This is a genomic window from Streptomyces sp. enrichment culture, from assembly GCF_964272855.1.
Lineage (GTDB): Bacteria > Actinomycetota > Actinomycetes > Streptomycetales > Streptomycetaceae > Streptomyces.
In genome coordinates this window covers 8,464,648-8,487,233 of sequence record NZ_OZ186847.1, presented here as the reverse complement: position 1 = coordinate 8,487,233, position 22,586 = coordinate 8,464,648, and the positions used below count along the sequence as shown (strand labels likewise).

Sequence of the window (22,586 nt, the reverse complement as noted above, 5' to 3'; positions counted from 1 at the left end):
GGATACGGCGGTGCCGGGAGGAGCCGACCGCCGCAGCGGCGAACGTCCGCCTGTCTACGCAGACTCTCCGGAGGCGGATGCGGAACGGGAACGGGAGCGGGAGCGGGCGACGGCCCGCTCGAACCGATCGCGTGCCTGGACGAGGTCTTCCGTCGCGGCCTGGTGCCAGCCCAACCGATTGCGGATCTCGGCCTTCAGCCTGGCGCCGGGCCGTTCGCCGACCGCCGTGAGTGCCCGGGAGTGGAACTCCGCCGCCGCGGCCACGTTCCCCAGGCACTCCTCGGTAGTGGCGAGCCTGCCGAGGACCGCGGCGTACAGCGGGATGTCACCCACGCGCTCGGCGAGTCCGGCAGCCCTGCTCAGCGCCTCGGCAGCCTCCGGGTACCGCCCGCGGTCGAGCTGGAGCGTCCCCATGCGGAAGAGCGTCTTGCTCAGGATCCTGGGCCTGCCGATCGTCTCGGCGAGGCGTACCGACGCCTCATAGCACTCCTGCGCCCGTTCGTGCCGTCCCACTTGATGGTGGATGGCGCCGACGTTGGCCAGGTACATCATCATGAACCAGTCGTCCTCCGCACCCTGAGCGAGGCCTGCGGATTCGGAGAGGAGCACGGCGGCCTCGGCTGGTTCCCCTGCCGCGTTCGCGAAGATCCCGAGGGAGCCCAGCGCCCGGGCCTGCTCGATCACATCTCCGGTTCGGCGGCTGATCTCCAAAGCATCACTCAGCCAGCGGCGCGCCTGCTCGTAGTGGCCCTGGAGCCCGTACGCGATGCCCAGGCAGGTGCGCAGTGCGGAGGGCATTCGCTGGTCGGCAGCCTGGTCCGTGAGTGGCAGCACGATCTCGGCGGCGGCCCGGCACTCGTGGTACCGGCCTTGCCGGGTGAGGTAGTCACACAGTCCCTCGGCGAGCCGGCCGGCGTCGTCCACGTGGCCCACGGCTGCCGCTTGGGCGACCACGTCGACCAGTTCGCCGCCCACCGCGTCCAGCCACGCCGACGCCTCCTCCCCGTCGGCGAAGGGCGCGGTGTCCGCTCGCGGGCCGGTCGGGAAGGCAAAGGGGCCCCAGTCGCTCGCGAGGCGGGCGGCGACCACGTAAAGCCGGAACACCCCGGTCCGGGCCGCCGCGACTTCCGCGGGATACGCGGCGGCGACGCGCCGGGCGTAGATCGCGACCAGGTCGTGCAGGCGGTAGCGCCCGGTGACTGCCTGCTGGACGAGACTCGCCTCGACCAGGCTTTCCAGAACCCGCTCGGCGTCGGACGGCGTGATGCCCAGCATGGCGGCCAGTGCCAGCCGGTCGAACTCCACGGTCGGCGAGAGGCCCAGCACGCAAAACGCCCGACGCTCCGCCTCCGGAAGCTGCTCGTAGGAGACCCGGAAGGCCCCCTCCACGCTGCGGCCCTCAACCGCGAGCTCACCGAGACGGTACTCGTCGTCGGCCAACCGGGCCGCCATGCGCTGCAACGCCCACACCGGACGGCTCTGCATCCGAGCCCCGACGACACGCAGAGCCAGCGGCAGCCGGTCGCAGAGACGGGCCAGCTCGCGCACCGCCGCACGCTCCGGATCGGAGCTCGGACCGCCGACCGCGTGGGTCAGCAGGGCCACCGCCTCGTCCATGCCGAGCGGGGCCAGCGAGATTCTCCGGTCGGCGTCCAGCCCGGCCAGCCGATGACGGCTGGTCACCAGCACGAGGCTGCCGGGACCGGCGGGCAGCAGGGGGAGCACCTGTCCTGCGGCGGATGCGTCATCGACCACCAGGACCAGCCGGAGTGCCGCGGTCGCCGCTCTCCATGACGCCGCCAGGCCGTCAAGGTCGTCTGCCGGGTCGTCGTCGCCTTCGCCGAACTCGCCGACCGCCCGCAGCAATCGGCGCAGCACGCGCTGCGGGACCGCTGCTTCCCGCCCCTCGCGGTGACCTCGGAGGTCCACGAACAGGCAGCCGTCAGGAAACCGGTCTCGCATGGCACGCGCGGCACGCACCACCAGCGCGGTCTTGCCGACCCCGGCCATGCCGTCCACCGCGCGGACCGTCACCACCTGCTCGTCGGTCGGCCCGAGGAGCACACCCAGTTCGTGGTCCCGCCCGGTGAAACCGCTGATGTCGACCGGCAGTTCGTCACGCACGCGCCGGCGTGGGCGAACGGCTGTGGGCTCCTGGTCCGTCGGTGGGCGTGTCCTAGGCGAAGCGCCGATGAGGAGGGTTTCATCGGCGCGCAGCACCGCCTCGTGGACCCGCCGCAGTGCACCGCCCGGCTCCGTCCCCTGTTCCTCTACCAGGCGGCGGCGCACCTTCGTGAAGACGGACAGCGCATCGGCCTGCCGGTTGCCGGCCCAGAGGGCACGCATCAGCAGGGCGGCCAGGGACTCGTTGTGCGGATGTGTCTCGGACAGGGCGAACAGCTCCCCGACGACCTCGGCGTGGCGGCCCAGTCGCAGCTGGCACTCCACCTTGTCCTCCACCAACGCGAGCCTGTATTCCGACAGCCGTAGGCGCTCTGCCTCGGCGAACGGCCCGGGAATCGCGGCCAGGGGTTCGCCGTGGAACATCTCCAGAGCGGTGGACCACGCGCTCACCGCGGCGGTCAGGTCACCGGAATCCCGCGCGGCGTGCGCCTCGACGGCGATCTCCCTCAGCCGAGCCAGGTCCGTCTGGACGTCGTGCGGATCGAAGCGGTAGCCACCCCGATCGGTCACGATCAGGGAGCCGGAAGGGCTCGCTCCTTCAAGGTCCAGACGTCTGCGCAGCTGGTGCACATAGACCGGAATCACCTTGGCACCGCTGCTTGGCGGCTCCGGACCCCATACTCCGTCGAGCAGCTGCTGCCGGCTGACGGTCGTCCCCGGCCGCAGCAGCAGCGCCGTCAGCAGCGCCTGCTGCCGAACCGGTCCGAGGTCCACCTGCACGTCACCACGCCAGGCCCGAAGCGGACCGAGCACAGCAAATCGGAGTCGACTGTCGCCCGTTGACAACTGCCCTTTCGATGGCACGCGGAGAGTGTACGTCCACGGCCGCCCATATCCCGGGGAGATGGGCTGCAATCGGACGCTCCCGCGGCGGCGGCATGCGCCTTGCACGGCCGCGCTCAGCTCGTTTCACAGCAGCTGGGTGTCGAGGCGGACGCGCTTGTGTCCCCAATCCTCGAATCGACGGATCGCTTGACCGAGCCGGGTCGGAGCAAGGGGGTCGTCGCCCGCCGGATACCAAGCAAGCCGAGCCGAGCCGATCCGGATGTCGACGACTCGCCGCTACCGTAGGATCACGCCACGGAGCCGGGCGAGGTGCGGACGTCGCAGGGGGGCCAAGTGCCGTTGACGCTGGCGGAACTGATGGAGCTGCGGGTGCCGCCACCGGAGCTTGTCGAGCAGGTCCTGGGTCCGGTGCGGGACAGGGCCGCGCAGGGACCGCCGGTCGATCTCGGGCCGCAGGAGCGGCAGTTGTGGTACGCGATTGTGGGTGCGGTCTGCGAGCGGCTGGGTGATCTGGACAGCACCGTGCTCCACTTCGGCGCCGCCGTGACGGAGCTCGACGACGGCAGCGACGACCGGCCTGACGCCGAGTTCCGTCTCGGTGTCGCCCTCCACTCCCGGTTCACCGAACGCGGGGACCTCGACGACGTCCACGAGGCGATCGGCCTCTTCCGCTCGGTGCTGGCCGTAGCCGCCGAAGGCACCTGGCCGCGTTCATGGCCGCGGCGCACCTGGGGCGATGCCTGGCCGACCGTTTCACCGCCGTCGGGGACCCGGCCGATCTGGAGGCGGCCAGGGCCCTGCTGGAGAGGGAGCTCGACGCAGCGGGCGAGCCGCCGCCTCCGCCGGGGGACGGTGACCCGGAGGAACTCCACACCTGGATCTCCGCCGTCGACCTGCTGGGCGAATGCCTGCGCGAACAAGCCGAGCTCGGCCACGACGAACACCTGCTGGCGCAGGCCCTGGACCGTGCTCGCCAGGCGATGGACCTTGCCGGGGACGACCCCGCCTTCCGCGCCGCTCCCGAGAAGGGACTCGCCCGCACTCTGCTCATACGGGCCCTGTGGCTGAAGTCGGTGGAGGACCTCGACGAGGTGATCCGGCTGCTCGACCCCACGGCGCCGCTCGCCCAGTCGGAGAGTCCGGCGGCTCGCTCGGTGAACCTGGGCATCGCCCTCTTCGAGCGGTACCGCCTGCGGGGTGCCCCCGACGACCTGGCGCACGCCCGCACGGCACTCGAACGGGCTCTGGAAGGGCTGCGGCGGGGTTCCGCTGCACGTGCCGGAGCCCAGCTCAACCTCGCCGTCGTACTCAGGGAAGCCGCCGCCCGTGCCGCCGACGGGCTGGACCTCCTCGACCGCGCCGTCGAGGCAGCCGAGGAGGCGGCCGTCGGCGTGCAGCCGGGGTCGCCGCTGTACGTCGCGGCCATCGCCGCCGCGGCCGAGGCGCGGATCGCCCGCCAGACACAGGGCGGGGGCGGCGGTACGGCGGAACTGGAGCAGGCCTGCCGGAAGCTGGAGGCGGCGGCGGCGTATCTTCCGGCGGGAGGTGGCCTGCTGGTCGCCTCCTTCCGCGACGCCTGGGGCAGTGCCCTTGTGCGGCTCGCGGGCCTCACCTCCGAGCCGGCGGCCCTTGAGCAGGGCGTGGACCAGCTGCGCCGGGCGCTGGCCGACCCGGGCGGGCTCCCCGACCGGCCCCGGACGGCAGGGAATCTCGCGGCCGGTCTGTACGAGCGGTTCCTTGCCCGCGGCTGGATGAGCGATCTGGACGAGGCCATCGAGCTGTGGCAGGAGGCCGTCGACCGGCGGCACCCGGGGTCGCCGCACAGCGTCACCGCACACAGCGGGCTGGCGGTGGCCCTGCACCAGCGGTACGAGCGGCGCGGCACGGCCGCGGACCTGGACGAGGCTGTGGAGCGGTTGACGGCCGCTGCCGCGCTGTCGGCGGAACCGGTCGAACACCGGGCTGTCCTGAGCAATCTCGGCCATGCCCACCAGGCGCGCTATGAGACCACCGACGATCCGCGGGACCTTGCCCACGCGGTGGCCGCTCAGCGCGAGGCTCTCGCCCGGTACGGGCCGGAGGCGGGTCCTGAGGTGAACGCCCGTATCGGACTGGCTCTCGCGCTGGGCGCGCAGGCCGAGCGCACCGGCTCGGTGGCGCTGGCCGTGGAGGCGACAGGCCATGCCGAGGCGGCTCGCGCCGCGGCCGGCCCGGTGTCGCGGGTGTGGGTGTCGGCGGTGTTCGTGCTGGCCGGACTGACCCGGCTGCGCCATGCGCTGACCGGGGATCACGAGCTGCTGGGCGAGGCCGAGGAACTCTACCGGCAAGGCTACGAGGTGGCCCGCGAGCGGTATCCGGCCGCGGCGGCGGAAGGCGCGATGGAGTGGGGCCTGTGGCAGTCTCGGCTGGAGCGGTTTCCGCACGCCGTGGCCGCCTTCGACCTCGCCGAGCAGGCGGTTGGACGGCTGGTGGCCGAGCAGGGGCAGCGCGCGGCGAAGGAGACCTGGCTGCGCACCTCGCGCGGGCTGCCCGCGGCGGTGGCCTTGGCGGCCTGGCGGTCCGGCGACGCGGCGGGCGCGGTCTCCCGTCTGGAGCGCACCCGCGCGCTGCTGCTGGCAGAGCGTCTGCGGCTGCGGGAGACGGCGGCCGAACCGGCTCAGCAGCACCCGTCCTCGATGGACGCTGCCGGCACGGTCGGGACGGACGACGCGCGTACCGAAGGCGGCACGGTCGTCTATCTGGTTCCGGGCCCCGACTCGGGTGTGGCCTTCACGGTGGCGGGCTCGACAGTGCGGGCCACGGCCCTGAACGGCCTGGGGTCGCCCGCACTCATCCCCTGGCAGGACGGGGCATGGAACGACATGACGCGGCTCGACCCGTTCGCCCAGTGGGCCTGGCAGCACGTCCTGTCCGAGGTGGTGCCCGAGCAGGGCACACCGGTGACCCTGATCCCGGTGGGCGAGCTGGTGCACCTGCCGTGGCAGACGGCGTACGCCGCACCCGGCACCGGCCGGCCGACCCGCTTCCTCCTCGACGGCCACGCGGTCGGCTTCGCACCCTGCCTGCGCGTACTGCCCGCCGGCACACCCGCCCGGGCGGTCCGGTACCTGGGAGTGGCAGTGGGCCGCGGCACGGGTCTGCGCGAACTCGCCTTCGCCGAGCGGGAGGTACGGGCCGCCGCCGGCCGGTTCGCCGAGTCCCTGCTGCTGGTGGACGAGGAAGCCACGTCCGAGCGGGTGCTGGACTGGCTGCGGGCTGCGCGTGCTGCGCGGCACGGGTGCCACCACAGCACCCTCCACTCCTCCCCCGCCGGCCCCTACCCGCCCCTTCGAATCGCTCTCCGACTGGGGGGCCTTCACCTATACGGGCCGTGTCGGCACCAGTACAAGCCGTTTCGGAACCAGTACAGACCGTGTCGGCACCAGTCCCTGACGCGGGCACCCTGGACAGCACCCATGGGAGAGCACCGATGAGCACACCACCGTCCTCGCGCTACCAGCACGGCACCGATCCGGAGTTCGCGCAGCGCGCCGCGGACACCTTCACCCTGGAGGACTTCGGCTCGGCGCTGGTGCTGTCCGGGCCGTGCCCGCGGTGCGGTCAGGAGATGGACTTCATGCTGGTGAAGGAGCTGTTCCGGGACGGGAACGGCGCGGATCCCGCACCCGGTCGTCCGGTCGTGATGTTCTGCACGGCCGAGGCGGTCTACGAAGGCTCCCCTGACGGCACGTCCGGATGCGGCGCCTTCTGGAGTCTGACGCTCCCGGCGGGAGCGGGTGGATGAGCGGCGGCCTGCTGCCCGGCCCCACGCCCAGCGCCGCCCAGTTCCGGCGGGCCAGGTCGGTGCGGCGGGCCCTGGGGCGGGAGCTGGACCGCGTACGTGAGGTCGCCGTGGCCTGGCGCAACGGGCTCGGCGCGATCCTGGCCGGACTCGTCGGGTTCAGTCTGATCAAGGGCCGTAGCGACGTCGGGCAGCTCGCCCCCGGCTGGTCCACGGCCGCCGGATTGCTGCTGCTGGCGGCTCTGGGCGTGGGCGGCGCCGGCGCGCTCTGCCTGCTGCGCGCGGCGCACGGACGGCCGTACGCCCGGTGGCTGTCGGAGGCCGATGAGGCGAGCGGGCGGCCGCTCGAGGTCGAGGACCACGACGAGGCACTGGCCAGTGCCCGGTGCCTGCGCACGGGGATCGTGCTGACCTGCCTGTGCACGGCACTGCTCGTGTCCGCGGTCGGCGTGACCTGGTACGCGCCGCCGAAGAGCCCGCCGGGGCTGATGGTCCGGCAGGGCGCGACATCCCTGTGCGGCGAGGTGGTCTCGGCCCGCCGGGGAACGGTCGTGCTGAAGGTCGACGGCGTCGCCACCACGGTGGACCTTTCCCGGGCCGACTCCGTCACGCCGGTCACGTCCTGCACCACGCCCGCGCCCGCGGCGACCGGGTAGGGAGAGACGCCGTGCACGGCCCGGCGGCAGCGAAACCCACTGGAGCCCCGGCTCGGAGGTCCGGCGGGCCAAGGTCTGTCCAAGGTTTGGCCACGGCGTGTCGGAGACCTTGGTGGCAGGCAGATGCAGGGGCCCGGATGGGAGGCATTCGGGGCCCGCATCCCGAGACGAGGAGTTGACGCATGCCTGCACGTCGAATGCTGGTCGGACTGGCCGGCGCTTCCGCGGTGCTGCTGGGGGCGGCGGTGCTGCCGGCCGCCGCCGCACCCTCGCCGGAGCCCGCCTCCGCCAAGGGGGTGGCGGCGCTGGACTGCCCCGCCGATGTGTGGCTGGACCCGCAGGGCTACACCTTCGGTGTCAAGTGCAGCGGCAACGGCAACTACAAGTTCCGTGCGACGGCCGTGTGCCGTAACGGCCAGACCCTGTACGCGAACCGAAGTGGGCGACCAATGTGTGGTCCGACGCCTACTGCGCGGGCAAGGGCGGTCTGACCAGCGACGTGGGCTACGAGTACTGGCGAGCCCGCTGACGGACCGGTCGGGAGGCGGTGTACGTGGCCGTCACGGGGGTGCGGCGTTGCTCACCAGGATGTTGAGGCCGCCCAGTTCGGCGACGGTGCGTTCCACCACGTCGGCGCAGAATGACGGGTCACACAGGTCACCGGGCAGCAGCAGGCAGGTGCGCCCCTCCTTCTCCACCGCCTCGCGCGTCCCGGCGGCGTCCCGTTCTCCTCGGTGAGGTAGACGAAGCAACGTCGGCTCCGTCACGGGCGTAGAGCACGGCGACGGAGCGACCGATACCGGAGTCGCCTCCCGTGATGAGTGCGACTTTCCCCTGAAGTTTTTCCGGAGCCACGGCAGTTCGGGGTGAGGTAGCGCGGCCTCACCTCCATCTCCGCTTCCAGGCCAGGGCGCTGTTGGCGCTGGAACCGGTAGGGCGGCGTAATCTCCGCCTGGCGTGAGCCGATCCCTCAGCGGCGGTTACCGGCGGTGCGCAGCTGTACCAGCCTCTGATCGGAGTGAGTGCTCACTCATTGACGGAGTGAGCACTCACTCCGTAGGCTCGCACTCATGACAGGACCCGACGAGAACCAGACCACCCGCCGCCGCGCACCCGCCATGTCGCCGGAGCGGCGCCGCGAGATGATCATCCAGACCGCGATCCCGTTGATCGCGGAATACGGCGCCGCCGTGACGACCGCGAAGATCGCCCGCGCAGCGGGCATCGGCGAGGGCACGATCTTCCGGGTCTTCGCCGACAAGGACGAACTGCTGCAGGCCTGCGTGGCCGAGGCGCTCTCCCCCGATCACGCGATCCGCGAGCTCGACGCGATCGACGTATCCCAGCCGCTGGCCGACCGGCTCGTGGAGGCAGCCGAGGCGCTGCAGGCGCACATGTCCAGGATGGGTGCGATCGTCGGCTCGCTGGGGCACCGCGGCGGCAAGCACCCCGGCACGGTGCGCGGCGCGGGCCGCGACGAGTCGACGACCCGTATCCGCGCGGCCCTCGCGGAGCTGCTGGAGCCCGACAAGGCCGCCCTGCGCCGACCGCCGGAGCAGATCGCGGCCCTCTTCTTCGGACTGCTCTTCACCCAGCCGCGCACGGAGGACGAGCCCGACCTGACCCCGCAGGAGCTGGTGGAGGTCTTCCTGCACGGGGCGGTCTCGGGGCGCGCCGAGTGAGTGCGCGGAGAAGGCGTCTGGGGGTTACGGCCCTGGCCGTCCTGGTCCCCGTCCTGGTGTGGCTGGTCGCGGACCCGCTGCTGGGGCACCGGCTGCGGATCGTCGACGGCGAGCAGACGCTCGACATCGGCGCCGTGCCCGTGGCGGCCGTCGCACTGCTCGCGTCGCTCTCCGGCTGGGGCCTGCTGGCCGCCCTGGAGCGGTTCGGGGCGCGGCGCGCCCGCGCCATCTGGACCGGGGTGGCCGGCGTCGTACTGGCCGTGTCCTTCCTGCCGTTCATCGGCGACGGCATGGACGGCGGCACCCGGGTCTCCCTCGCACTGATGCACCTGGCGGTGGCGGCGGTACTGATCCCCGGGCTGGGTGGCAGGTCTCCCGGGGCGGGAGTCGGTGCCGCCGGGGGGTGACCGCAGCACCAAGTACGCCGCGAACAGCACCAGATGAAGACAGACGGCTATCTAGGACCGTCGGGCCGATCGAGGTCGCCCCAGTGGGTTCTGCAAGGATGCCGTGATGCAGCACATGCCGGAAGACCCGTCCCTCCTGCCCGCCCCGTGGTGGGTGCCCTATGACGGCAACGGCATGCACGGCTTCGAACTCGAACTGCATCGTGAGCTTCCCTTGGGTCACCCACTGCACGGGGCGAAGGCCACCGCTGTGGCGCGATGCGAAGGGTGTGACGATGTCGCGTTCAGCATCGCGAACAGGCCGTTCCCCTGGGCTGTGGTCCACCTGACATGGACGGGCCGCGAAGAATGTGCACCGTGGCCGATGACAACGCCGCTTGCAAGTCTGGCCGAGCTCCTCGGCGCGTGGGCCGACCACGGCTGAAACGACGACGAGGCATCGTCTCCGGAATCACGTTCGTAGCCAGATCGCGAGGGCTGCCACTGTCACAGTGCCGAGGAAGACAATGGCCGCGCTTCTCCGCCGCCGCCGAATGCGGCCGCATTGGAGGCCGGTGCCGGAAGGCCCGCAGCACTGGTAGCCGAATGGACAGAGCCATCGCGTACGCGAAGGTGCGTGAGGCCGTTGTCGAGAAGGCGACCGCCGTACGAATAGACGCCCGGCACGCACCGAAGGTACAGGGCAAGCCCCTGCCGCAAGATGGCCTGTGATTCCTGAACTTGGGAGCCACAGGCCTTCCTGTTGCGACGTCGATGCCGTGTTCAGGGCGTTGACTGGCCTTGGCGAGATCCGGTGTCTGAGGCTGGCAGCGCCTTTGCTGCTGTCAACAAATGACTACACTGCTGGCCAAGATCCGCGGGTGCCCGCTCGGACGTGCAGGGCACGCGCTGTTTGGTGTGCCCGCGGGTGAGTGTGTGGCTAAGGGAAAGGGTGCACGCGGGGGGCCGGTTCGCGGCGTCTGCCTGCGCCGGAGGGGGATCACGGGGTGAGTGAGACAGAGCAGGCGCCCGCGGCGTCCACGGCGCCCGGTCGGCTGCGCCGAGCGCTGCCGCACAGCAGGCGCGGCCGGTTGTCGCTGGTATCCGCGCTGGTGCTCGCGCTTGCGGGCGCCGGGCTCGGCACGTGGGTGGCGGACACCTGGCCGTGGCCGAAGGACCGCTACTGCTGGGGCGCGTGGGAGGAGGACAGCGGCCCGGGCTTCCTCGGCGACGAGGCCTTCGGCGACGATGACGACGGGTCACGCACCAGCAAGGAGACGGCGCCCACCCGCGAGCGCCCGATCGGCAGGTGCAAGGTCTCCATCGCCAGCGACTTCAAGAGCGGCTACGACGGCGACAAGGTGACCGTCGATCAGCAGGTGTCCGTCGAGTACGGCCCGGTCCCCAAGGCCGCGGAAGCCCGGCTCACGATGATCCAGGACGGTTTTCTGGGCGGCGACATGGTCCCGCTCCCGGACGGCCTGCCGGGCACGGTGAACGAGCGCGGCGGCCTGCTGGTGCTCCCGGAATCCTGTGATACGCAGGACGGCCGGCCGGCCGTCGTCACCATGCACGCGTCCGGCACGTACACCAGCGACTCCTCGTCCGCTCAGAGCGATCCGGCCCATCTGGGCGGCGTCCGTCAGGCTGCGGTGCTGCTCGTCGCGGTGGCCAACCATGGTATGGAGGCAGCCGGTTGCGCGCCGGACGATCCACTGAAGGTCAGCTCGCCGGTCTACGACCTGCCTGGCGAGCGGGAGCTCATCTTCAGCGCTGGCGACGTCTGCGGCATCCGGGGCCTGCACCTCGACACGGACAAGATGGAGGACCAGACTGGCGCGGCCACCCGTGACCTGCAGACGTGCAGCGTCCAAGGCAGTCGCGACGGCTTGGCGTACCTGCAGCTGGCGATGGTCGCGCAGCCCCGGCTGGCCGCGGTGTTCGACGGCATTGTCGGCGAACGCCCCGTGGCGCGCGGCTGGCGCGGCACGGGCAGCATCGGCAAGAAGCACGCGATCGTACGAGCCGACTGCGCCGGCCGGCCCGCCACCTTCCTGATGGGCGTCTCCACGGACCCCGGCCACCTCGCCGCGTTCGCCAACGCGGCCGCCGCCCGCCTGGGCTGCGCCCCCATCGCCCCCAAGGGAGCCGCCCGGTGACCAGCACCACGGACGAGTCGAACCGATACGAGCAGCCCCTGCCCGCCGACGGGGAGCAGCTCAGCGAACGGCGCCTGCCCCGGTGGCACTGGCGCAGACTGTTGCGCGGCCGGATCCGGCCGCTGCTGGCCGCAGGCCTCGCCGGGATGCTGCTGGGCGTCAGCGGTATGGCCTGGCAGACGCAGGCCGGGCCGTTCGCGCCGGACGAGGTGTGCTGGGGCGCGCTGTCCCGCGACGACCTCGCTCCGGTGTTCCGCGAGCCCGACGACGTCAAGGCGGTCGAGGCGCCCGTGCTCGGTGAGCACCTGGAAGGCCTCACCGGCAACTGCCAGTTGACGAACAGCGATGGCGACGAATGGGCGCTCACCGCCCGGGTGCACCAGCTGAACGACCGGGCCGACGACAACAGCAAGTGGGTTGACGAGTTCCTCTCCGCCCGCCTCACCCCGCTCGGCGGCGGCCTCCTCGGCATGGCCTCGGACAACCGCGCCTGGCTCGCCGTCCCGGACGGCTGCCTGGGCCGCCCCGGTACCCTCGACGGGCCGACCGTCGTGGACATCGCCCGGGGCGGCTGGATCAGCGACCTGGAGCCGCGTACCGATGATCGGGACTGGATGGCCCACGTGGTCGTGAAGCTCGTCAACAAGGTCAGCGCGGACCTGGGCTGCACCGGCACGATCGCCGATCCGGTCGAACGCCTGCCCAAGGCCGCCCGCTACACCCGCACGGAGAAGCCGGACGCGCTCTGCGGCGTCAAGGGGCTCACCCTGGGCAAGAAGCGCAAGCCGGACCAGTACCCCATGATCACCGACGGGCACGGCCCGGTGCGCACCTGCGACCGGGACATCACCGGCTCGCAGCCGGAACAGCGCCTGATGACCGTCGAGGACCCGCGGCTGGCAGCGCTCTTCACGAGGATGACGCTGAACGAGGGCGACCGGGTGCACTCCGACTTCGGCTTCGGCGGCCTAGGCCCCAACCTCGGCGTCTTCCAGGCCCGTTGCCAGGCGGGCCCGACGGTGTTCCTCGTACAGTCCAACGAGAGCGGAATGAGCGCGGACCTACGCACCCTCTTCCCCCGCTACGTCGAAGCCGAGGCCGCCCGCCTCGGCTGCGGCCCACTGAACCTGCAACTGCCACGGCCGAGCGGGAGCCGCTGACTCCCACGGCAAGGGCGAGGCGGTGGCGGGGCGACGGGCTTCGCCGTGCAAGGCTCAAACCGCGTGCGCTGCTTCGCGCACGCGGCGGGCCGAGCGCGCAGAGGTAGGCATCGAACGCTGCAGCAAGCCCGACCGTGGTGGTCGAAGCGTCGTGATCCGCGGCACCGGGCTACCCCCTGCCGCACAAGCGGAAATGACCTTCAGTGATGATTTGATCGCGTAGGGTGATCAGGCCATTGCCGCATGAAGAAGAAGGAGCAGCCCGTGCTGTCATGGGACCTGAAGAACTTCATCGACAACAATCAAGTCTTTGCGGTCCTCGCCACCACCCAGCCCGATGGCAGCCCGCAGCTGTCGGTCGTATGGCTCAAGCGAGACGGTGACGACCTCCTGGTCTCCACGACCGTGGGACGGCGGAAGGAGCAGAACATGCGCAGGGACCCGCGCGTGACTGTCATGATCAACCCTCCGAACGCCCCCTACACCTACGCCGAGGTTCGAGGCAGCGCCACGCTGACTACGGAGGGCGGCCCGGAGCTGATCAACGAACTCTCCCGCCATTACACCGGCAAGGACTACGCCGACTTCAATCCCGCAGCCAAGGACGATGCACAGCGGGTGGTCGTCCGTATCACCCCGCGCAAGGTCGTCGGAAGCCTCTGAACCTGACGCACTGCCCCGGCTGGTCTCGGTAGGACCAGCGTTGACCGTCCTCCTCCACGAGGGCGGTCGCATCCGGCCGGTTCTGCGCGGAAGCCGCGAAAGCGCGATGCACTGGCAAGCGGGTGGCGTGCTCACGTGGCGCGCCTGGCTGCATGTCTGCGGTCGCTGAAACGATCACCAAACCATCCAAACGCACCGTGCGGCCGGCCTCGCAGGGCGTAATCCGAATGGCGTAGTCTCGCCGCTCGATCGGAGTACAAGTCTTCTTGCCAGGGCGTGTTGTAGGCCGGGTTGTAGGGCGTGCGTGGCAGTGCGAGCTGCGCACGAGGCCCGCCCCTCTAGTACGCCCGCTGGTCGAGCGCCTGTTCCGCGAGTATCGCGGCCCACGCTCGACTCGTTTCCCCCCGGCCGCCGGCTGCATGGACAGGCGAGATCAATGACTGCAAGATTCGCGGTCATCACCGCTGCCACCTTGCTGTACAGCGCGATGGACGATGATGGCTTCATGCCAGGAGACGAGGGCGAGATCGCTCTGAGTATGCAAGACCTGCGTGAGGTCACCGCGTTCGCGGCGGCGTGCGCGGCAGTGGTGCTGGAGGTATTCGAGGCCGATCAACCTGACGACTCGCGGCCTCGGGACGCTATCGCTGCCGCGTGGGAGTTCGCTCGGGGTGGTCGGCGAGGGAAGTCTCTGCGCGACACAGCGTGGGCGGCCCTCAAGGCAGCCAAGAGCGCGGACACTGACGCTGCGCGCGAGGCAGCGCGGGCAGCGATGTCTGCGGCAGGCGCCGCCTACCTGCATCCGCTGGCCAAGGCCACCCAGGTCAAGCACATTCTCGGAGCCGCCGCTCACGCGGCCAGGGCAGCGGAACTCGCTGCCGGCGATGACCCGGGCATTGGTGCCGAACACGTCGAGCGGGCAGGGCATCGTGCAACGCCGGTGGTCGTGGAGGTGCTCGAACGCTTCCCAGCGGCACCGGGAGGCGGTGGACGGGTGGGTGAATTGACGCGCATGCTGGACGCTGACCTTCGTTCCCGCAACTCCACTGAGTCTGCGTCAGTTTGAGGCGGCGTCAGCGGTGCGACGTGACCTCGTTCTGTTGGGGGCGGGACCAGTTCGAAGCCGGCGCATGCGCTCGTCAGGCTTCCGAGGCGACACAGTCCTCCAGATGCGCGGCCAGATCAGGATCGGGCTTGGGGATGGTGCCGAAATCGGCGTCGTTGTCGACGTCCAGGCGGCGGACGGCCTCGGCGAGGGAGTCGGAAAGTGGGACCACCAACAGCGGTCTAGTGGTGTCATCGATGGCCGCCGCCGAGTCGTCGACCTCGTAGACGGTGAGGAAGGTCATGCTCCGCGGGGACGGGGGCCACGCGTCGTCCCGCCATTGCGACGGCGTGACCTGGAGCCTCGGGTTCTCGTCCAGCCGACGCAGCTTGCTTGTCTGGTCGTACCAGAGCCTCGCGTCCCGGAGTTCGCTGTGCTGCAGATGGTGCAGGTAGAGGCAGTGAGCGGCGGTGGAGGAGTCGGCTCCGGCGGCGAACTGCCACCAGAACTGCGCGGCCTCGTGCCGGTCGGCGAGGTACAGCAGGCATGCAAATGCCAGGGCGCCACCGGGTTCAATGGTGGCTCGGTCATCGACCAGGAGCGCCATCGCCGCGATCGCAGCCGGATCATGGACGACGTGTGCGCACAGCGCCTCCAACTCGTGGGCGGCGCGCTCATGCAGGGCCGCTGGAACAGCGCAGCGGATGTCGTCCGAGGTGCGGCCTGCGGCGCCGCTGGCGGTACGGATCCAACGGGCGCGGTCTTCGAGGTCGGTGGCGCTGTCCCACACCACGCGACGGGCGATGCGGTCCAGCGCGGCGCGCTCGTCGAAGTCCGCGTACTCGTCCGTCAGGACCTCGGCGTTGGCCAGCACCTCATCGACAGGCGGCTGCCTGGTGCTCCCCCGGCTCATCCTTCCTCCTCTTCCATGCCTTCCGCTGCCCAGTCGATCCCCAGATCGCGGGAAAGACGCCGACGCGCTCCGCGCAGGTGGCTTCGCACCGTCCCATAGGAAATGCCCATCAGCTCCGCCACTCGCCGCATGGGGTGACCAAGCACGAAGCGCAGCAGAATCACGTCGTACTGACGCTCGGGGAGCCGAGCTATCGCCGCGTACAGGCCCAGTTTGGACTCCAGGACGGTGAACCGGGCCCGGCTCGCCCGGCGCACAGCGGCGAATGCGGCCGTCTCCACGAGTGCCAGGCTCCGTCCCGCCAGGTCCAGGCGGCGGACCACCTCCCCTTTCAAGGCTGCCCAGGCATACGCATCGACATTGGGCTGTTGGAGCACATGCGTCCAAGCCCGCGCCAGTTGAACAAAGACGTCCTCGATGACCTGCTCGGCCTCTGTACGGCTGCCCAACTGGACATGTGCGTACCGCAGATACGCCTTGTGCTGCCTGGTGTAGAACGCGGCGAAGGTGTTCGGCAGCACAGCGGCCAGGTCATCCCGCACTGCCTGATCCGCCCACGGGTCGGGCTGCTGATCGCTCACCGGCTCTCCTTCAGGCGCTCGTCACCAACGCCGCTGCGCCGGCTCGCGGGCTCCCCCCGCCGGCACTGTGCGACAAGCTGCACCGCGCCGACCCGCACGCCTGCACTCGGCAGGCGCTTGCCAGGTGGGCGGATGTCACCTGCGAAAACCCGGACCGCGATCACCCCTGTCAGCACATGAGCAGCCATGTCGAGATCCACTTGCCTCGAAATCCTTCCCGTTCGGTGACCGGTGCCGGGCCGGCCGGCCCCCGCCGTCGACACGGAAGAGCGGTAGCGCCCTCATCGATCAGCCAACCGAATGAGGAAGGCAAGTGTGCACGCCGAACCCAGAAAATCTTGGGAACCGCATGCATTCCATCACCCACGCGCCCCTGTTGAGCGCGTGCGCCGTTCCTCCCCGCGCCCGACAGCGGCCGCACAACGCCGGAGCGGGCGCTGCCGGACAGGCGGGGCCGACTTCCTCCGCGCGTCACCGGTGGAGACGGCGATCCCGGCAGCGAGCCAACGGCGACGGGGACGACTGCCGACGCCGGTTCGTCGTCCACGTCCGGAACCACCCAAAGGTGCCGGCCCACCCGAAGCGAGGTTCTCCACCTGGGTGGTCGTCGTCAGCGAGCCACCGACGAAGATGCCGGCGGCGAACAGCAGGGGCCGGAGCCGATGACGATGACCCCCGCGTGCCTCGTCGGGCTGTGTCGCGGAGTTCACGCCTCGTGCTGGGCGTCGATCTCGGCGATGAGGGCCTCGATGCGGGTCTTGATCTCGTCGCGGATCGGGCGGACGGCGTCGACGCCCTTGCCGGCCGGGTCCTCCAGGGCCCAGTCGAGGTACTTCTTGCCGGGGAAGATCGGGCAGGCGTCGCCGCAGCCCATCGTGATGACGTAGTCGGACGCCTGGACCGCCTCGGTGGTGAGGATCTTCGGCTTGGCGGCGGAGATGTCGATGCCGGCCTCCTGCATCGCTTCAACAGCCGCGGGGTTGACCTGGTCGCCGGGGATGGAACCGGCAGAACGGACCTCGACGCGGTCGCCCGCGAGATGCCGGAGGAAACCGGCCGCCATCTGCGAACGGCCGGCGTTGTGGACGCAGACGAACAGCACGGAGGCGAGCGGAGCGGAGGGCATGCGTTGTTCCTTCACAAGGTGAGTGGCAGGTACTGCAGGGGTTCAGGTGCTCGGCAGGCTGGCGAGCGAGTCGGTGATGCGCGGTCGATGTCGATATCGATGTCGTCCCGGACTGGCGGACGCCTCAGATCGGAACGCCGTCGGCACCCGCTGCAGCACTGCACCCGGCGCTCCCTGGACGCAGGCGAGGGCGTCGAGGCGTTCGGCGGTGAAGCGCTCGGCCGGCGCGACCAGGTGCGTGGTGACGGAGGCGGTGCCAGCCGGGCGCTGGTAGGAGTCGGCGAGCAGACGCGTGACGGTCCAGGCCGAGAAGCGGCCGGCGTGCCGGGTGGCGAGCCGTGCGACGCCGGCGACCAGACGTTCGTCGGGCAGGGAAGGGAAGGGCGGGGGTGGGTTGGGGGTGGGAACGGCGGACACGGGCAGACCCTTTCGACGGGTCACAGGTCAGCCCCAACTGATATCAGCATCGGGTGATGTGACAGTATCAGCCCATGATGACGTCAGTCGACACTGACCTGATCCGGGCGCTGGCCGACCCGCTCAGGCTCCAGATCGTGGCCCTGCTCGCCCACGAGACGCTGTGCACCACCCACCTGGTGGAGGAGACCGGCGCCAAGCAGACGAACCTCTCCAACCACCTGAAGATCCTGCGCGAGGCCGAAGTCGTCGATACCGAGCCGTGCGGACGCTTCACCTACTACAAGCTCCGCCCGGACGTCATCGCATCGCTCGCCGGGCAGTTCGCCGACCTGGCCGAGCGGGCCCGTACCGCCGCCGACAACAAGAGGGCCTGCCCGTGACCCGCACCGACGCGCCCGCGACGGCACAGGAAGCATCCGTCGTCGCCAAGCTCTCCACGCTCGACCGCTACCTCGCCGTATGGATCCTCATCGCCATGACCGTCGGCCTCGGGCTCGGGCGGGTGATCCCCGGACTGAACGACGCGCTGACGAAGGTGGAGATCGGCGGTATCTCCCTGCCGATCGCGCTCGGCCTGCTGATCATGATGTATCCGGTCCTGGCCAAGGTCCGCTACGACAAGCTCGACACCGTAACCGGTGACAAGAAGCTGATGATCTCCTCGCTGATCATCAACTGGATCCTCGGACCTGCGGTGATGTTCGCACTGGCGTGGATTTTCCTGCCGGACCTGCCCGAATACCGCACCGGCCTGATCATCGTCGGCCTGGCCCGCTGCATCGCCATGGTCATCATCTGGAACGACCTCGCCTGCGGCGATCGGGAAGCAGCCGCCGTCCTCGTCGCACTGAACTCGGTTTTCCAGGTCCTGGCCTTCGGCCTGCTCGGCTGGTTCTACCTCGACCTGCTGCCCGGCTGGCTGGGCCTCGGCGACGCCGAGCACCTGGACATCTCCATGTGGAAGATCGCGGCGAACGTCGTCATCTTCCTCGGCGTCCCGCTGCTGGCCGGCTTCCTGACCCGCCGGATCGGCGAGCAGAAGATGGGCCGCGAGAGCTACGAGCGGAAGTTCCTGCCGAAGATCGGGCCATGGGCGCTGTACGGGCTGCTGTTCACGATCGTCATCCTCTTCGCCCTGCAGGGAAAGACGATCACCTCGCAGCCGCTGGACGTCGCCCGGATCGCGCTGCCGCTGCTGGTGTACTTCGCGGTGATGTGGTTCGGCACGTTCGCGCTGGGCAAGGCCATCGGCCTCCCCTACGACCGCACCGCCACCCTCGCCTTCACCGCCGCCGGCAACAACTTCGAGCTGGCCATCGCGGTCGCCATCGCCACCTTCGGCGTCACCTCCGGCCAAGCCCTCTCGGGCGTCGTGGGCCCGCTCATCGAGGTACCCGTGCTCGTGGGGCTGGTGTACGTCTCGCTGTCATGGCGGCGGAAGTTCACGGTCGCGCAGCTGGGTTCATAACGCAGCACGTGGATGTGGTGGTGGCCGGGGGCGGCCAAGCGGGGCTCGCCGCCGGCCACCACCTGCGTCACAGGTACTGGACTTCACGATCCTCGATGCCGATCCGGCGCCGGGGGCCGGGGCGTCGTCGTGATCGGCGGCCGGCGTGAACTCCGGCGCTCAGATCGCCGCCGACCTCGCGCTGGACAGCCGTGTCGAGGTGACCCGGGTGGCCCTGCGCCCGCCACGCTTCCTGGCCGAAGACATCGACGGCCGCACCCTGCTCGACACCGCCACCGCCCGCCGCCGCGCCTTCGATGCCGACCGCAGCGACACCGGCGGGGTGGCCTCGCTCGGCGGCATCGTCGCTGCGCCGCCCGCGACACGGGACTACTGACCGCGAAGCCGATGTCGCCCGGCTCACTGCCGACCGCGTCCGGCGGGCCGACGGCAGCCAGTCCCGCGCGGATGCGGTGATCTGGTGCACCGGATGCCACCCGGTGCTGGCCCATCTCGCCCTGCTGAACCTGCGCGGCGCGCGTGGACACATCCCCACCGACGGCAGGCGCGCCCTTGGAGAGCCGCCACCACACTTGCTCGGCTACGGCGACTGGACCGGCCGGCCGCGCCCCCTCATCGGCGTCGGCCGCACAGCCCGCAAAGCCGTCCACGAGGTCACCGATCAGCTCGCGTAGGTGATCGGAGCGGGCTACCTCGCTGTCACCGCCCAGTTCGCCGGTTGCACGCAGCCTCCTTGTCAGTGACACCAGCGACACTTCCTCGGGCGCCGGTCTCGGCCACTCGCATGGCAACCGCCCGCCTCGTCCACTACCGCTGCTTGCAACCGCTCGCCGCCGCAGCGTCCCTGGACGTCACGGGCGGGAGCCAGGGTTGGGTCATCCCGCAGCCGAGGCACCCACAAGCAGCTGGCCCATGGCGGCGAGCACGGACGGCTGAACCCGGTAGTACACCCAGGTGCCGCGCCGCTCAGAAGTCAGCAGCCCGGCCTCCTTCAGCTTCTTCAGGTGGTGGGACACCGTGGGCTGGGAGACGCCGACGTCGGAGATGTCGCACACGCACGCCTCGCCGCCCTCGTGCGAGGCCACCGCCGAGAACAGCCGAAGACGGACCGGGTCACCGAGCGCCTTGAACATCCGCGCGGCCGTCTCGGCCTCCTCGGCGGTCATCGGGCGCTCGGTCAGCGGCGGGCAGCACGGCGCCACGCTCTGACCCTCAGCTTCGAGCACCGGCAGCACGTTCGCATTCGACATGCGTCTATGTTGACATACGTCAAACCAGGGCGGGGAGCCTGTCACCGACACGCAAGGTGGGCAGCCAGACGCCGGGCCACGGGGTCCGCGTCACGGCTCACGCCACGCAGCGAGTTCGACGACCGGCTGCGCCGCCACTCCAGCCCGACGTACGCGATCCCCAGCACACCAGCCGCGAGGCCATCGCGGCGCCGGGAGTTCCGGTCGGCACCCAGGGCGCCGTGGAAGGGGGCAAGGCACGGCAGGTCGGGGCGGTCGCCGGTGGCGAGCACGATCGCGCGACCTCCTGCCACTCCCCTCCCACCACACGAGCTCGACCCCGTCAGCGCCGGTGAACATCGCCCGCCGGTCGAACTGTCCGGCGGCCAGGGCGGCGCCACAACGGCCGTCGCCGAGTACGGACTGCGCCGACGCGCGCGGCAGGAGCCGACCGAGGGGCGCGGCATCCAGGCCGGTGCGGGTCAGCCAGACGTGCCGGTCGTGGCCGAGGATGCGTTGAGCCGCGAGCATCACCGGCCCGCGGGTGGCGAGCGTGACACTTGCCGTTTCGGCGAGTGCGGCAGCGATCTGTACCGCGGAGCCGCCGGCCCCCGACCACGACCCGGGCGCGCGGTCGGATGCCTCCAGCGCCACCGCCGCATACCGCGCTGCTGAAGGGCATAGCGATGGCGAGTCCGGACTGGCCACCACCGATCACGGCGACGCGGATGCGCTCCATCAGCAGTCCCGACCTCACCGCCCTCAGATTTCGACAAACGTCTATGTTGACGCTTGTCAATACAGATGCCATGCTGGGCCGCGTAAGCCATCGACAGATGTCGAACCACGCAAGGAGTCGCCGTGACCTCGCCCGCCATCACCGAGCTGCCCGTCGTCGTGATCGGAGCCGGACCCGCCGGTCTGGCCGCCGCCGCGCACCTGCTCGACCAGGGCATCGAACCCCTGGTATTGGAGGCGGGGCCCACTGCCGGCGCCGCAGTGCGCGAGTGGTCGCACGTGCGCCTGTTCTCCACCTGGGGCGAGGTCGTCGACCCGGCCGCCGAGAAGCTCCTCGCCCCCACCGGCTGGACCAGGCCCGACCCGTCCACCTACCCCTCCGGCGGCGACTGGGCCGACCTCTACCTCCAACCGCTCGCCGACGTCCTCGGCGACCGCGTCCGCCTCGGCGCCACCGTCACCGGCGTCTCGCGCTCCGGCCGGGACCGAATCGTCGACGCCGACCGCGAGCAGCAACCGTTCGTCGTGCACGTTGCCCACTCGGACGGCCGTGAGGAGCGCGTCTTCGCCCGCGCCGTCATCGACGCCTCCGGCACCTGGACAACGCCGTCTCCGGCTGGCGGCAACGGACTGCCCGCGCTCGGAGAGAAGGCCGCCGCTGACCAGATCACCTACCGCGTCCCGGACCTCAAGGACCCGGCCGTCCGCGCCCGGTACGCGGGCAAGCGCACCGCTGTCATCGGCTCGGGCGCCTCCGCGTTCACCGCCCTCGCCTGTCTCGCCGACCTGGCGAAGTCCGGCGACGGCGCGGGGACGAAGGGAGTGTGGATCCTGCGCCGGGGCATCTCAGGCTCCACCTACGGCGGCGGAGAAGCCGACCAGCTCCCGGCGCGCGGGGCCTTGGGCCTGGCGGCGAAGGCCGCCGTCGACGAGGGCCACGCGGACGCGGTCACCGGCTTCCGTACCGAGGCGATCGAGCGCGACGGCAACGGCCGCCTGATCCTCGTCGGCGAGGACGGGCGCCGCCTGGATGCGGTCGACGCGGTGATCGTGCTGACCGGTTTCCGCCCCGACCTGTCTTTCCTGAACGAACTGCGCCTGGGCCTGGACGAGCGCCTGCAGGCCCCGGTCGCGCTGGCTCCGCTGATCGACCCAAACCAGCACTCCTGCGGCACCGTCTACCCGCACGGCCACCGCCAGCTCTCCCACCCGGAGCAGGGCGTGTACCTGGTCGGGATGAAGTCCTACGGCCGCGCCCCTACGTTCCTGGCGATGACCGGCTACGAGCAGGTCCGCTCCGTCGCCGCCGCGATCGCCGGCGACCTCGCCTCCGCCGACCGCGTGGAACTCACCCTGCCGGAGACCGGAGTCTGCGGAGGCGCGGGCCTGTTCGATGTCCCCGACGCCGCCCAGGGCGACGGCGGAGGCTGCTGCCCGCCCGCTCCTCAGCTCATCCAACTCGGCACCCTCACCGCGACCGGGGCGACTGCCGAGCGGGCCCCGGCGGGCGGCTGCTGCGACTCGTAACCGACCTCGGCCGTCCCCATACGTGGGGCCACGACCGGAACAGGGGACCGTTCGCGGCCGCAGACGCGGCCATGGTCGCACG

General features: G+C 70.8%; 25 protein-coding genes. 16 read left to right on the top strand and 9 right to left on the bottom strand.

The window, feature by feature from the left end; all coding sequences use genetic code 11:
* Positions 1-54 precede the first annotated feature (54 nt).
* The gene (locus ACSU6L_RS38000; protein ID WP_437064236.1) at positions 55-2,898 is read right to left on the bottom strand and encodes a BTAD domain-containing putative transcriptional regulator; all 2,844 of its coding nucleotides are present in this window, start codon (positions 2,896-2,898) and stop codon (positions 55-57) included.
* A 348-nt stretch (positions 2,899-3,246) separates the two neighbouring features.
* A complete protein-coding gene (locus ACSU6L_RS37995; RefSeq protein WP_437064235.1) occupies positions 3,247-3,621 on the bottom strand; it encodes a hypothetical protein in 375 nt (124 codons plus the stop codon).
* Between the two features lie 62 nt (positions 3,622-3,683).
* On the opposite strand from ACSU6L_RS37995, the gene ACSU6L_RS37990 reads away from it, so the two are divergent.
* The 4 genes from ACSU6L_RS37990 to ACSU6L_RS37975 all read left to right on the top strand — a co-directional run bounded on the left by ACSU6L_RS37990 (position 3,684) and on the right by ACSU6L_RS37975 (position 7,898).
* Complete coding sequence (locus ACSU6L_RS37990) at positions 3,684-6,443, top strand: hypothetical protein (RefSeq protein WP_437064234.1); 2,760 nt, start codon at positions 3,684-3,686, stop codon at positions 6,441-6,443.
* On the top strand, positions 6,440-6,754 hold the full coding sequence (locus tag ACSU6L_RS37985; RefSeq protein WP_437064233.1) for a hypothetical protein: 315 nt from the start codon (positions 6,440-6,442) through the stop codon (positions 6,752-6,754). The genes ACSU6L_RS37990 and ACSU6L_RS37985 overlap by 4 nt, the downstream gene beginning before the upstream one ends.
* Positions 6,751-7,407 (top strand): hypothetical protein, encoded by a 657-nt coding sequence (locus ACSU6L_RS37980; RefSeq protein ID WP_437064232.1) that lies wholly within the window; start codon positions 6,751-6,753, stop codon positions 7,405-7,407. The genes ACSU6L_RS37985 and ACSU6L_RS37980 overlap by 4 nt, the downstream gene beginning before the upstream one ends.
* Positions 7,408-7,589: 182 nt before the next feature.
* Positions 7,590-7,898 carry a hypothetical protein gene (locus ACSU6L_RS37975; RefSeq protein WP_437064231.1) on the top strand — a complete coding sequence of 103 codons (309 nt, stop codon included), beginning with the start codon at positions 7,590-7,592 and terminating at the stop codon, positions 7,896-7,898.
* A 69-nt stretch (positions 7,899-7,967) separates the two neighbouring features.
* On the opposite strand, the gene ACSU6L_RS37970 is transcribed toward ACSU6L_RS37975, so the two are convergent.
* Positions 7,968-8,159 (bottom strand): hypothetical protein, encoded by a 192-nt coding sequence (locus ACSU6L_RS37970; RefSeq protein ID WP_437064230.1) that lies wholly within the window; start codon positions 8,157-8,159, stop codon positions 7,968-7,970.
* 318 nt (positions 8,160-8,477) lie between these two features.
* On the opposite strand from ACSU6L_RS37970, the gene ACSU6L_RS37965 reads away from it, so the two are divergent.
* From ACSU6L_RS37965 to ACSU6L_RS37935, 7 genes are all read left to right on the top strand, one after another.
* The gene (locus ACSU6L_RS37965; protein WP_437064229.1) at positions 8,478-9,089 is read left to right on the top strand and encodes a TetR/AcrR family transcriptional regulator; all 612 of its coding nucleotides are present in this window, start codon (positions 8,478-8,480) and stop codon (positions 9,087-9,089) included.
* Positions 9,086-9,496, top strand: coding sequence for a DUF6069 family protein (locus ACSU6L_RS37960; protein WP_437064228.1), 411 nt, complete (start codon positions 9,086-9,088; stop codon positions 9,494-9,496). Before ACSU6L_RS37965 ends, ACSU6L_RS37960 begins: the two co-directional genes overlap by 4 nt.
* Positions 9,497-9,602: 106 nt before the next feature.
* On the top strand, positions 9,603-9,920 hold the full coding sequence (locus tag ACSU6L_RS37955; RefSeq protein ID WP_437064227.1) for a hypothetical protein: 318 nt from the start codon (positions 9,603-9,605) through the stop codon (positions 9,918-9,920).
* A 562-nt stretch (positions 9,921-10,482) separates the two neighbouring features.
* Positions 10,483-11,634 (top strand): hypothetical protein, encoded by a 1,152-nt coding sequence (locus tag ACSU6L_RS37950; RefSeq protein WP_437064226.1) that lies wholly within the window; start codon positions 10,483-10,485, stop codon positions 11,632-11,634.
* A complete protein-coding gene (locus tag ACSU6L_RS37945) occupies positions 11,631-12,794 on the top strand; it encodes a hypothetical protein (protein WP_437064225.1) in 1,164 nt (387 codons plus the stop codon). The genes ACSU6L_RS37950 and ACSU6L_RS37945 overlap by 4 nt, the downstream gene beginning before the upstream one ends.
* 243 nt (positions 12,795-13,037) lie before the next feature.
* Positions 13,038-13,457, top strand: coding sequence for a PPOX class F420-dependent oxidoreductase (locus ACSU6L_RS37940; RefSeq protein WP_437064224.1), 420 nt, complete (start codon positions 13,038-13,040; stop codon positions 13,455-13,457).
* Positions 13,458-13,893: 436 nt separating this feature from the next.
* Positions 13,894-14,523 (top strand): putative immunity protein, encoded by a 630-nt coding sequence (locus tag ACSU6L_RS37935; protein ID WP_437064223.1) that lies wholly within the window; start codon positions 13,894-13,896, stop codon positions 14,521-14,523.
* Positions 14,524-14,596: 73 nt separating this feature from the next.
* Here ACSU6L_RS37935 and ACSU6L_RS37930 read toward each other — a convergent pair whose 3' ends face one another.
* The 5 genes from ACSU6L_RS37930 to ACSU6L_RS37910 form a co-directional block, all read right to left on the bottom strand.
* Positions 14,597-15,415, bottom strand: coding sequence for a hypothetical protein (locus tag ACSU6L_RS37930; RefSeq protein WP_437064222.1), 819 nt, complete (start codon positions 15,413-15,415; stop codon positions 14,597-14,599).
* Positions 15,412-15,996, bottom strand: a complete 585-nt coding sequence (locus ACSU6L_RS37925) for an RNA polymerase sigma factor (RefSeq protein WP_437064221.1) — start codon at positions 15,994-15,996, stop codon at positions 15,412-15,414. The genes ACSU6L_RS37930 and ACSU6L_RS37925 overlap by 4 nt, the downstream gene beginning before the upstream one ends.
* Complete coding sequence (locus tag ACSU6L_RS37920; protein ID WP_437064220.1) at positions 15,993-16,196, bottom strand: hypothetical protein; 204 nt, start codon at positions 16,194-16,196, stop codon at positions 15,993-15,995. The genes ACSU6L_RS37925 and ACSU6L_RS37920 overlap by 4 nt, the downstream gene beginning before the upstream one ends.
* 506 nt (positions 16,197-16,702) lie before the next feature.
* Complete coding sequence (locus ACSU6L_RS37915) at positions 16,703-17,122, bottom strand: arsenate reductase ArsC (RefSeq protein WP_437064219.1); 420 nt, start codon at positions 17,120-17,122, stop codon at positions 16,703-16,705.
* Positions 17,123-17,164: 42 nt separating this feature from the next.
* Entirely contained in the window at positions 17,165-17,539 is a 375-nt protein-coding gene (locus ACSU6L_RS37910; RefSeq protein WP_437064218.1) for a hypothetical protein, read from the bottom strand.
* Between the two features lie 74 nt (positions 17,540-17,613).
* Here ACSU6L_RS37910 and ACSU6L_RS37905 point away from each other — a divergent pair, with 74 nt between their 5' ends.
* The 4 genes from ACSU6L_RS37905 (at position 17,614) to ACSU6L_RS37890 (ending at position 19,684) form a co-directional block, all read left to right on the top strand.
* Positions 17,614-17,922 (top strand): ArsR/SmtB family transcription factor, encoded by a 309-nt coding sequence (locus ACSU6L_RS37905; protein WP_437064217.1) that lies wholly within the window; start codon positions 17,614-17,616, stop codon positions 17,920-17,922.
* On the top strand, positions 17,919-19,010 hold the full coding sequence (arsB, locus tag ACSU6L_RS37900) for an ACR3 family arsenite efflux transporter (RefSeq protein ID WP_437064216.1): 1,092 nt from the start codon (positions 17,919-17,921) through the stop codon (positions 19,008-19,010). Before ACSU6L_RS37905 ends, arsB begins: the two co-directional genes overlap by 4 nt.
* Positions 19,011-19,155: 145 nt before the next feature.
* The gene (locus ACSU6L_RS37895; protein ID WP_437064215.1) at positions 19,156-19,386 is read left to right on the top strand and encodes a hypothetical protein; all 231 of its coding nucleotides are present in this window, start codon (positions 19,156-19,158) and stop codon (positions 19,384-19,386) included.
* 76 nt (positions 19,387-19,462) lie between these two features.
* Entirely contained in the window at positions 19,463-19,684 is a 222-nt protein-coding gene (locus ACSU6L_RS37890; RefSeq protein ID WP_437064214.1) for a hypothetical protein, read from the top strand.
* Between the two features lie 201 nt (positions 19,685-19,885).
* On the opposite strand, the gene ACSU6L_RS37885 is transcribed toward ACSU6L_RS37890, so the two are convergent.
* The gene (locus tag ACSU6L_RS37885) at positions 19,886-20,260 is read right to left on the bottom strand and encodes an ArsR/SmtB family transcription factor (RefSeq protein WP_437064213.1); all 375 of its coding nucleotides are present in this window, start codon (positions 20,258-20,260) and stop codon (positions 19,886-19,888) included.
* 840 nt (positions 20,261-21,100) lie between these two features.
* Between ACSU6L_RS37885 and ACSU6L_RS37880 the strand changes: the two genes are divergently transcribed.
* Entirely contained in the window at positions 21,101-22,504 is a 1,404-nt protein-coding gene (locus tag ACSU6L_RS37880; RefSeq protein ID WP_437064212.1) for an NAD(P)-binding domain-containing protein, read from the top strand.
* The last annotated feature ends 82 nt before the right edge of the window (positions 22,505-22,586 follow it).

Bases quoted from the DNA above. Each gene is read 5' to 3' on its own strand.
- ACSU6L_RS37990 (WP_437064234.1), top strand. From the start codon at position 3,684: ATGGCCGCGGCGCACCTGGGGCGATGCCTGGCCGACCGTTTCACCGCC.
- ACSU6L_RS37985 (WP_437064233.1), top strand. From the start codon at position 6,440: ATGAGCACACCACCGTCCTCGCGCTACCAGCACGGCACCGATCCGGAG.
- ACSU6L_RS37980 (WP_437064232.1), top strand. From the start codon at position 6,751: ATGAGCGGCGGCCTGCTGCCCGGCCCCACGCCCAGCGCCGCCCAGTTC.
- ACSU6L_RS37975 (WP_437064231.1), top strand. From the start codon at position 7,590: ATGCCTGCACGTCGAATGCTGGTCGGACTGGCCGGCGCTTCCGCGGTG.
- ACSU6L_RS37965 (WP_437064229.1), top strand. From the start codon at position 8,478: ATGACAGGACCCGACGAGAACCAGACCACCCGCCGCCGCGCACCCGCC.
- ACSU6L_RS37955 (WP_437064227.1), top strand. From the start codon at position 9,603: ATGCAGCACATGCCGGAAGACCCGTCCCTCCTGCCCGCCCCGTGGTGG.
- ACSU6L_RS37940 (WP_437064224.1), top strand. From the start codon at position 13,038: ATGAAGAAGAAGGAGCAGCCCGTGCTGTCATGGGACCTGAAGAACTTC.
- ACSU6L_RS37935 (WP_437064223.1), top strand. From the start codon at position 13,894: ATGACTGCAAGATTCGCGGTCATCACCGCTGCCACCTTGCTGTACAGC.
- ACSU6L_RS37930 (WP_437064222.1), bottom strand. From the start codon at position 15,415: ATGAGCCGGGGGAGCACCAGGCAGCCGCCTGTCGATGAGGTGCTGGCC.
- ACSU6L_RS37915 (WP_437064219.1), bottom strand. From the start codon at position 17,122: ATGCCCTCCGCTCCGCTCGCCTCCGTGCTGTTCGTCTGCGTCCACAAC.
- ACSU6L_RS37905 (WP_437064217.1), top strand. From the start codon at position 17,614: ATGATGACGTCAGTCGACACTGACCTGATCCGGGCGCTGGCCGACCCG.
- ACSU6L_RS37885 (WP_437064213.1), bottom strand. From the start codon at position 20,260: ATGTCGAATGCGAACGTGCTGCCGGTGCTCGAAGCTGAGGGTCAGAGC.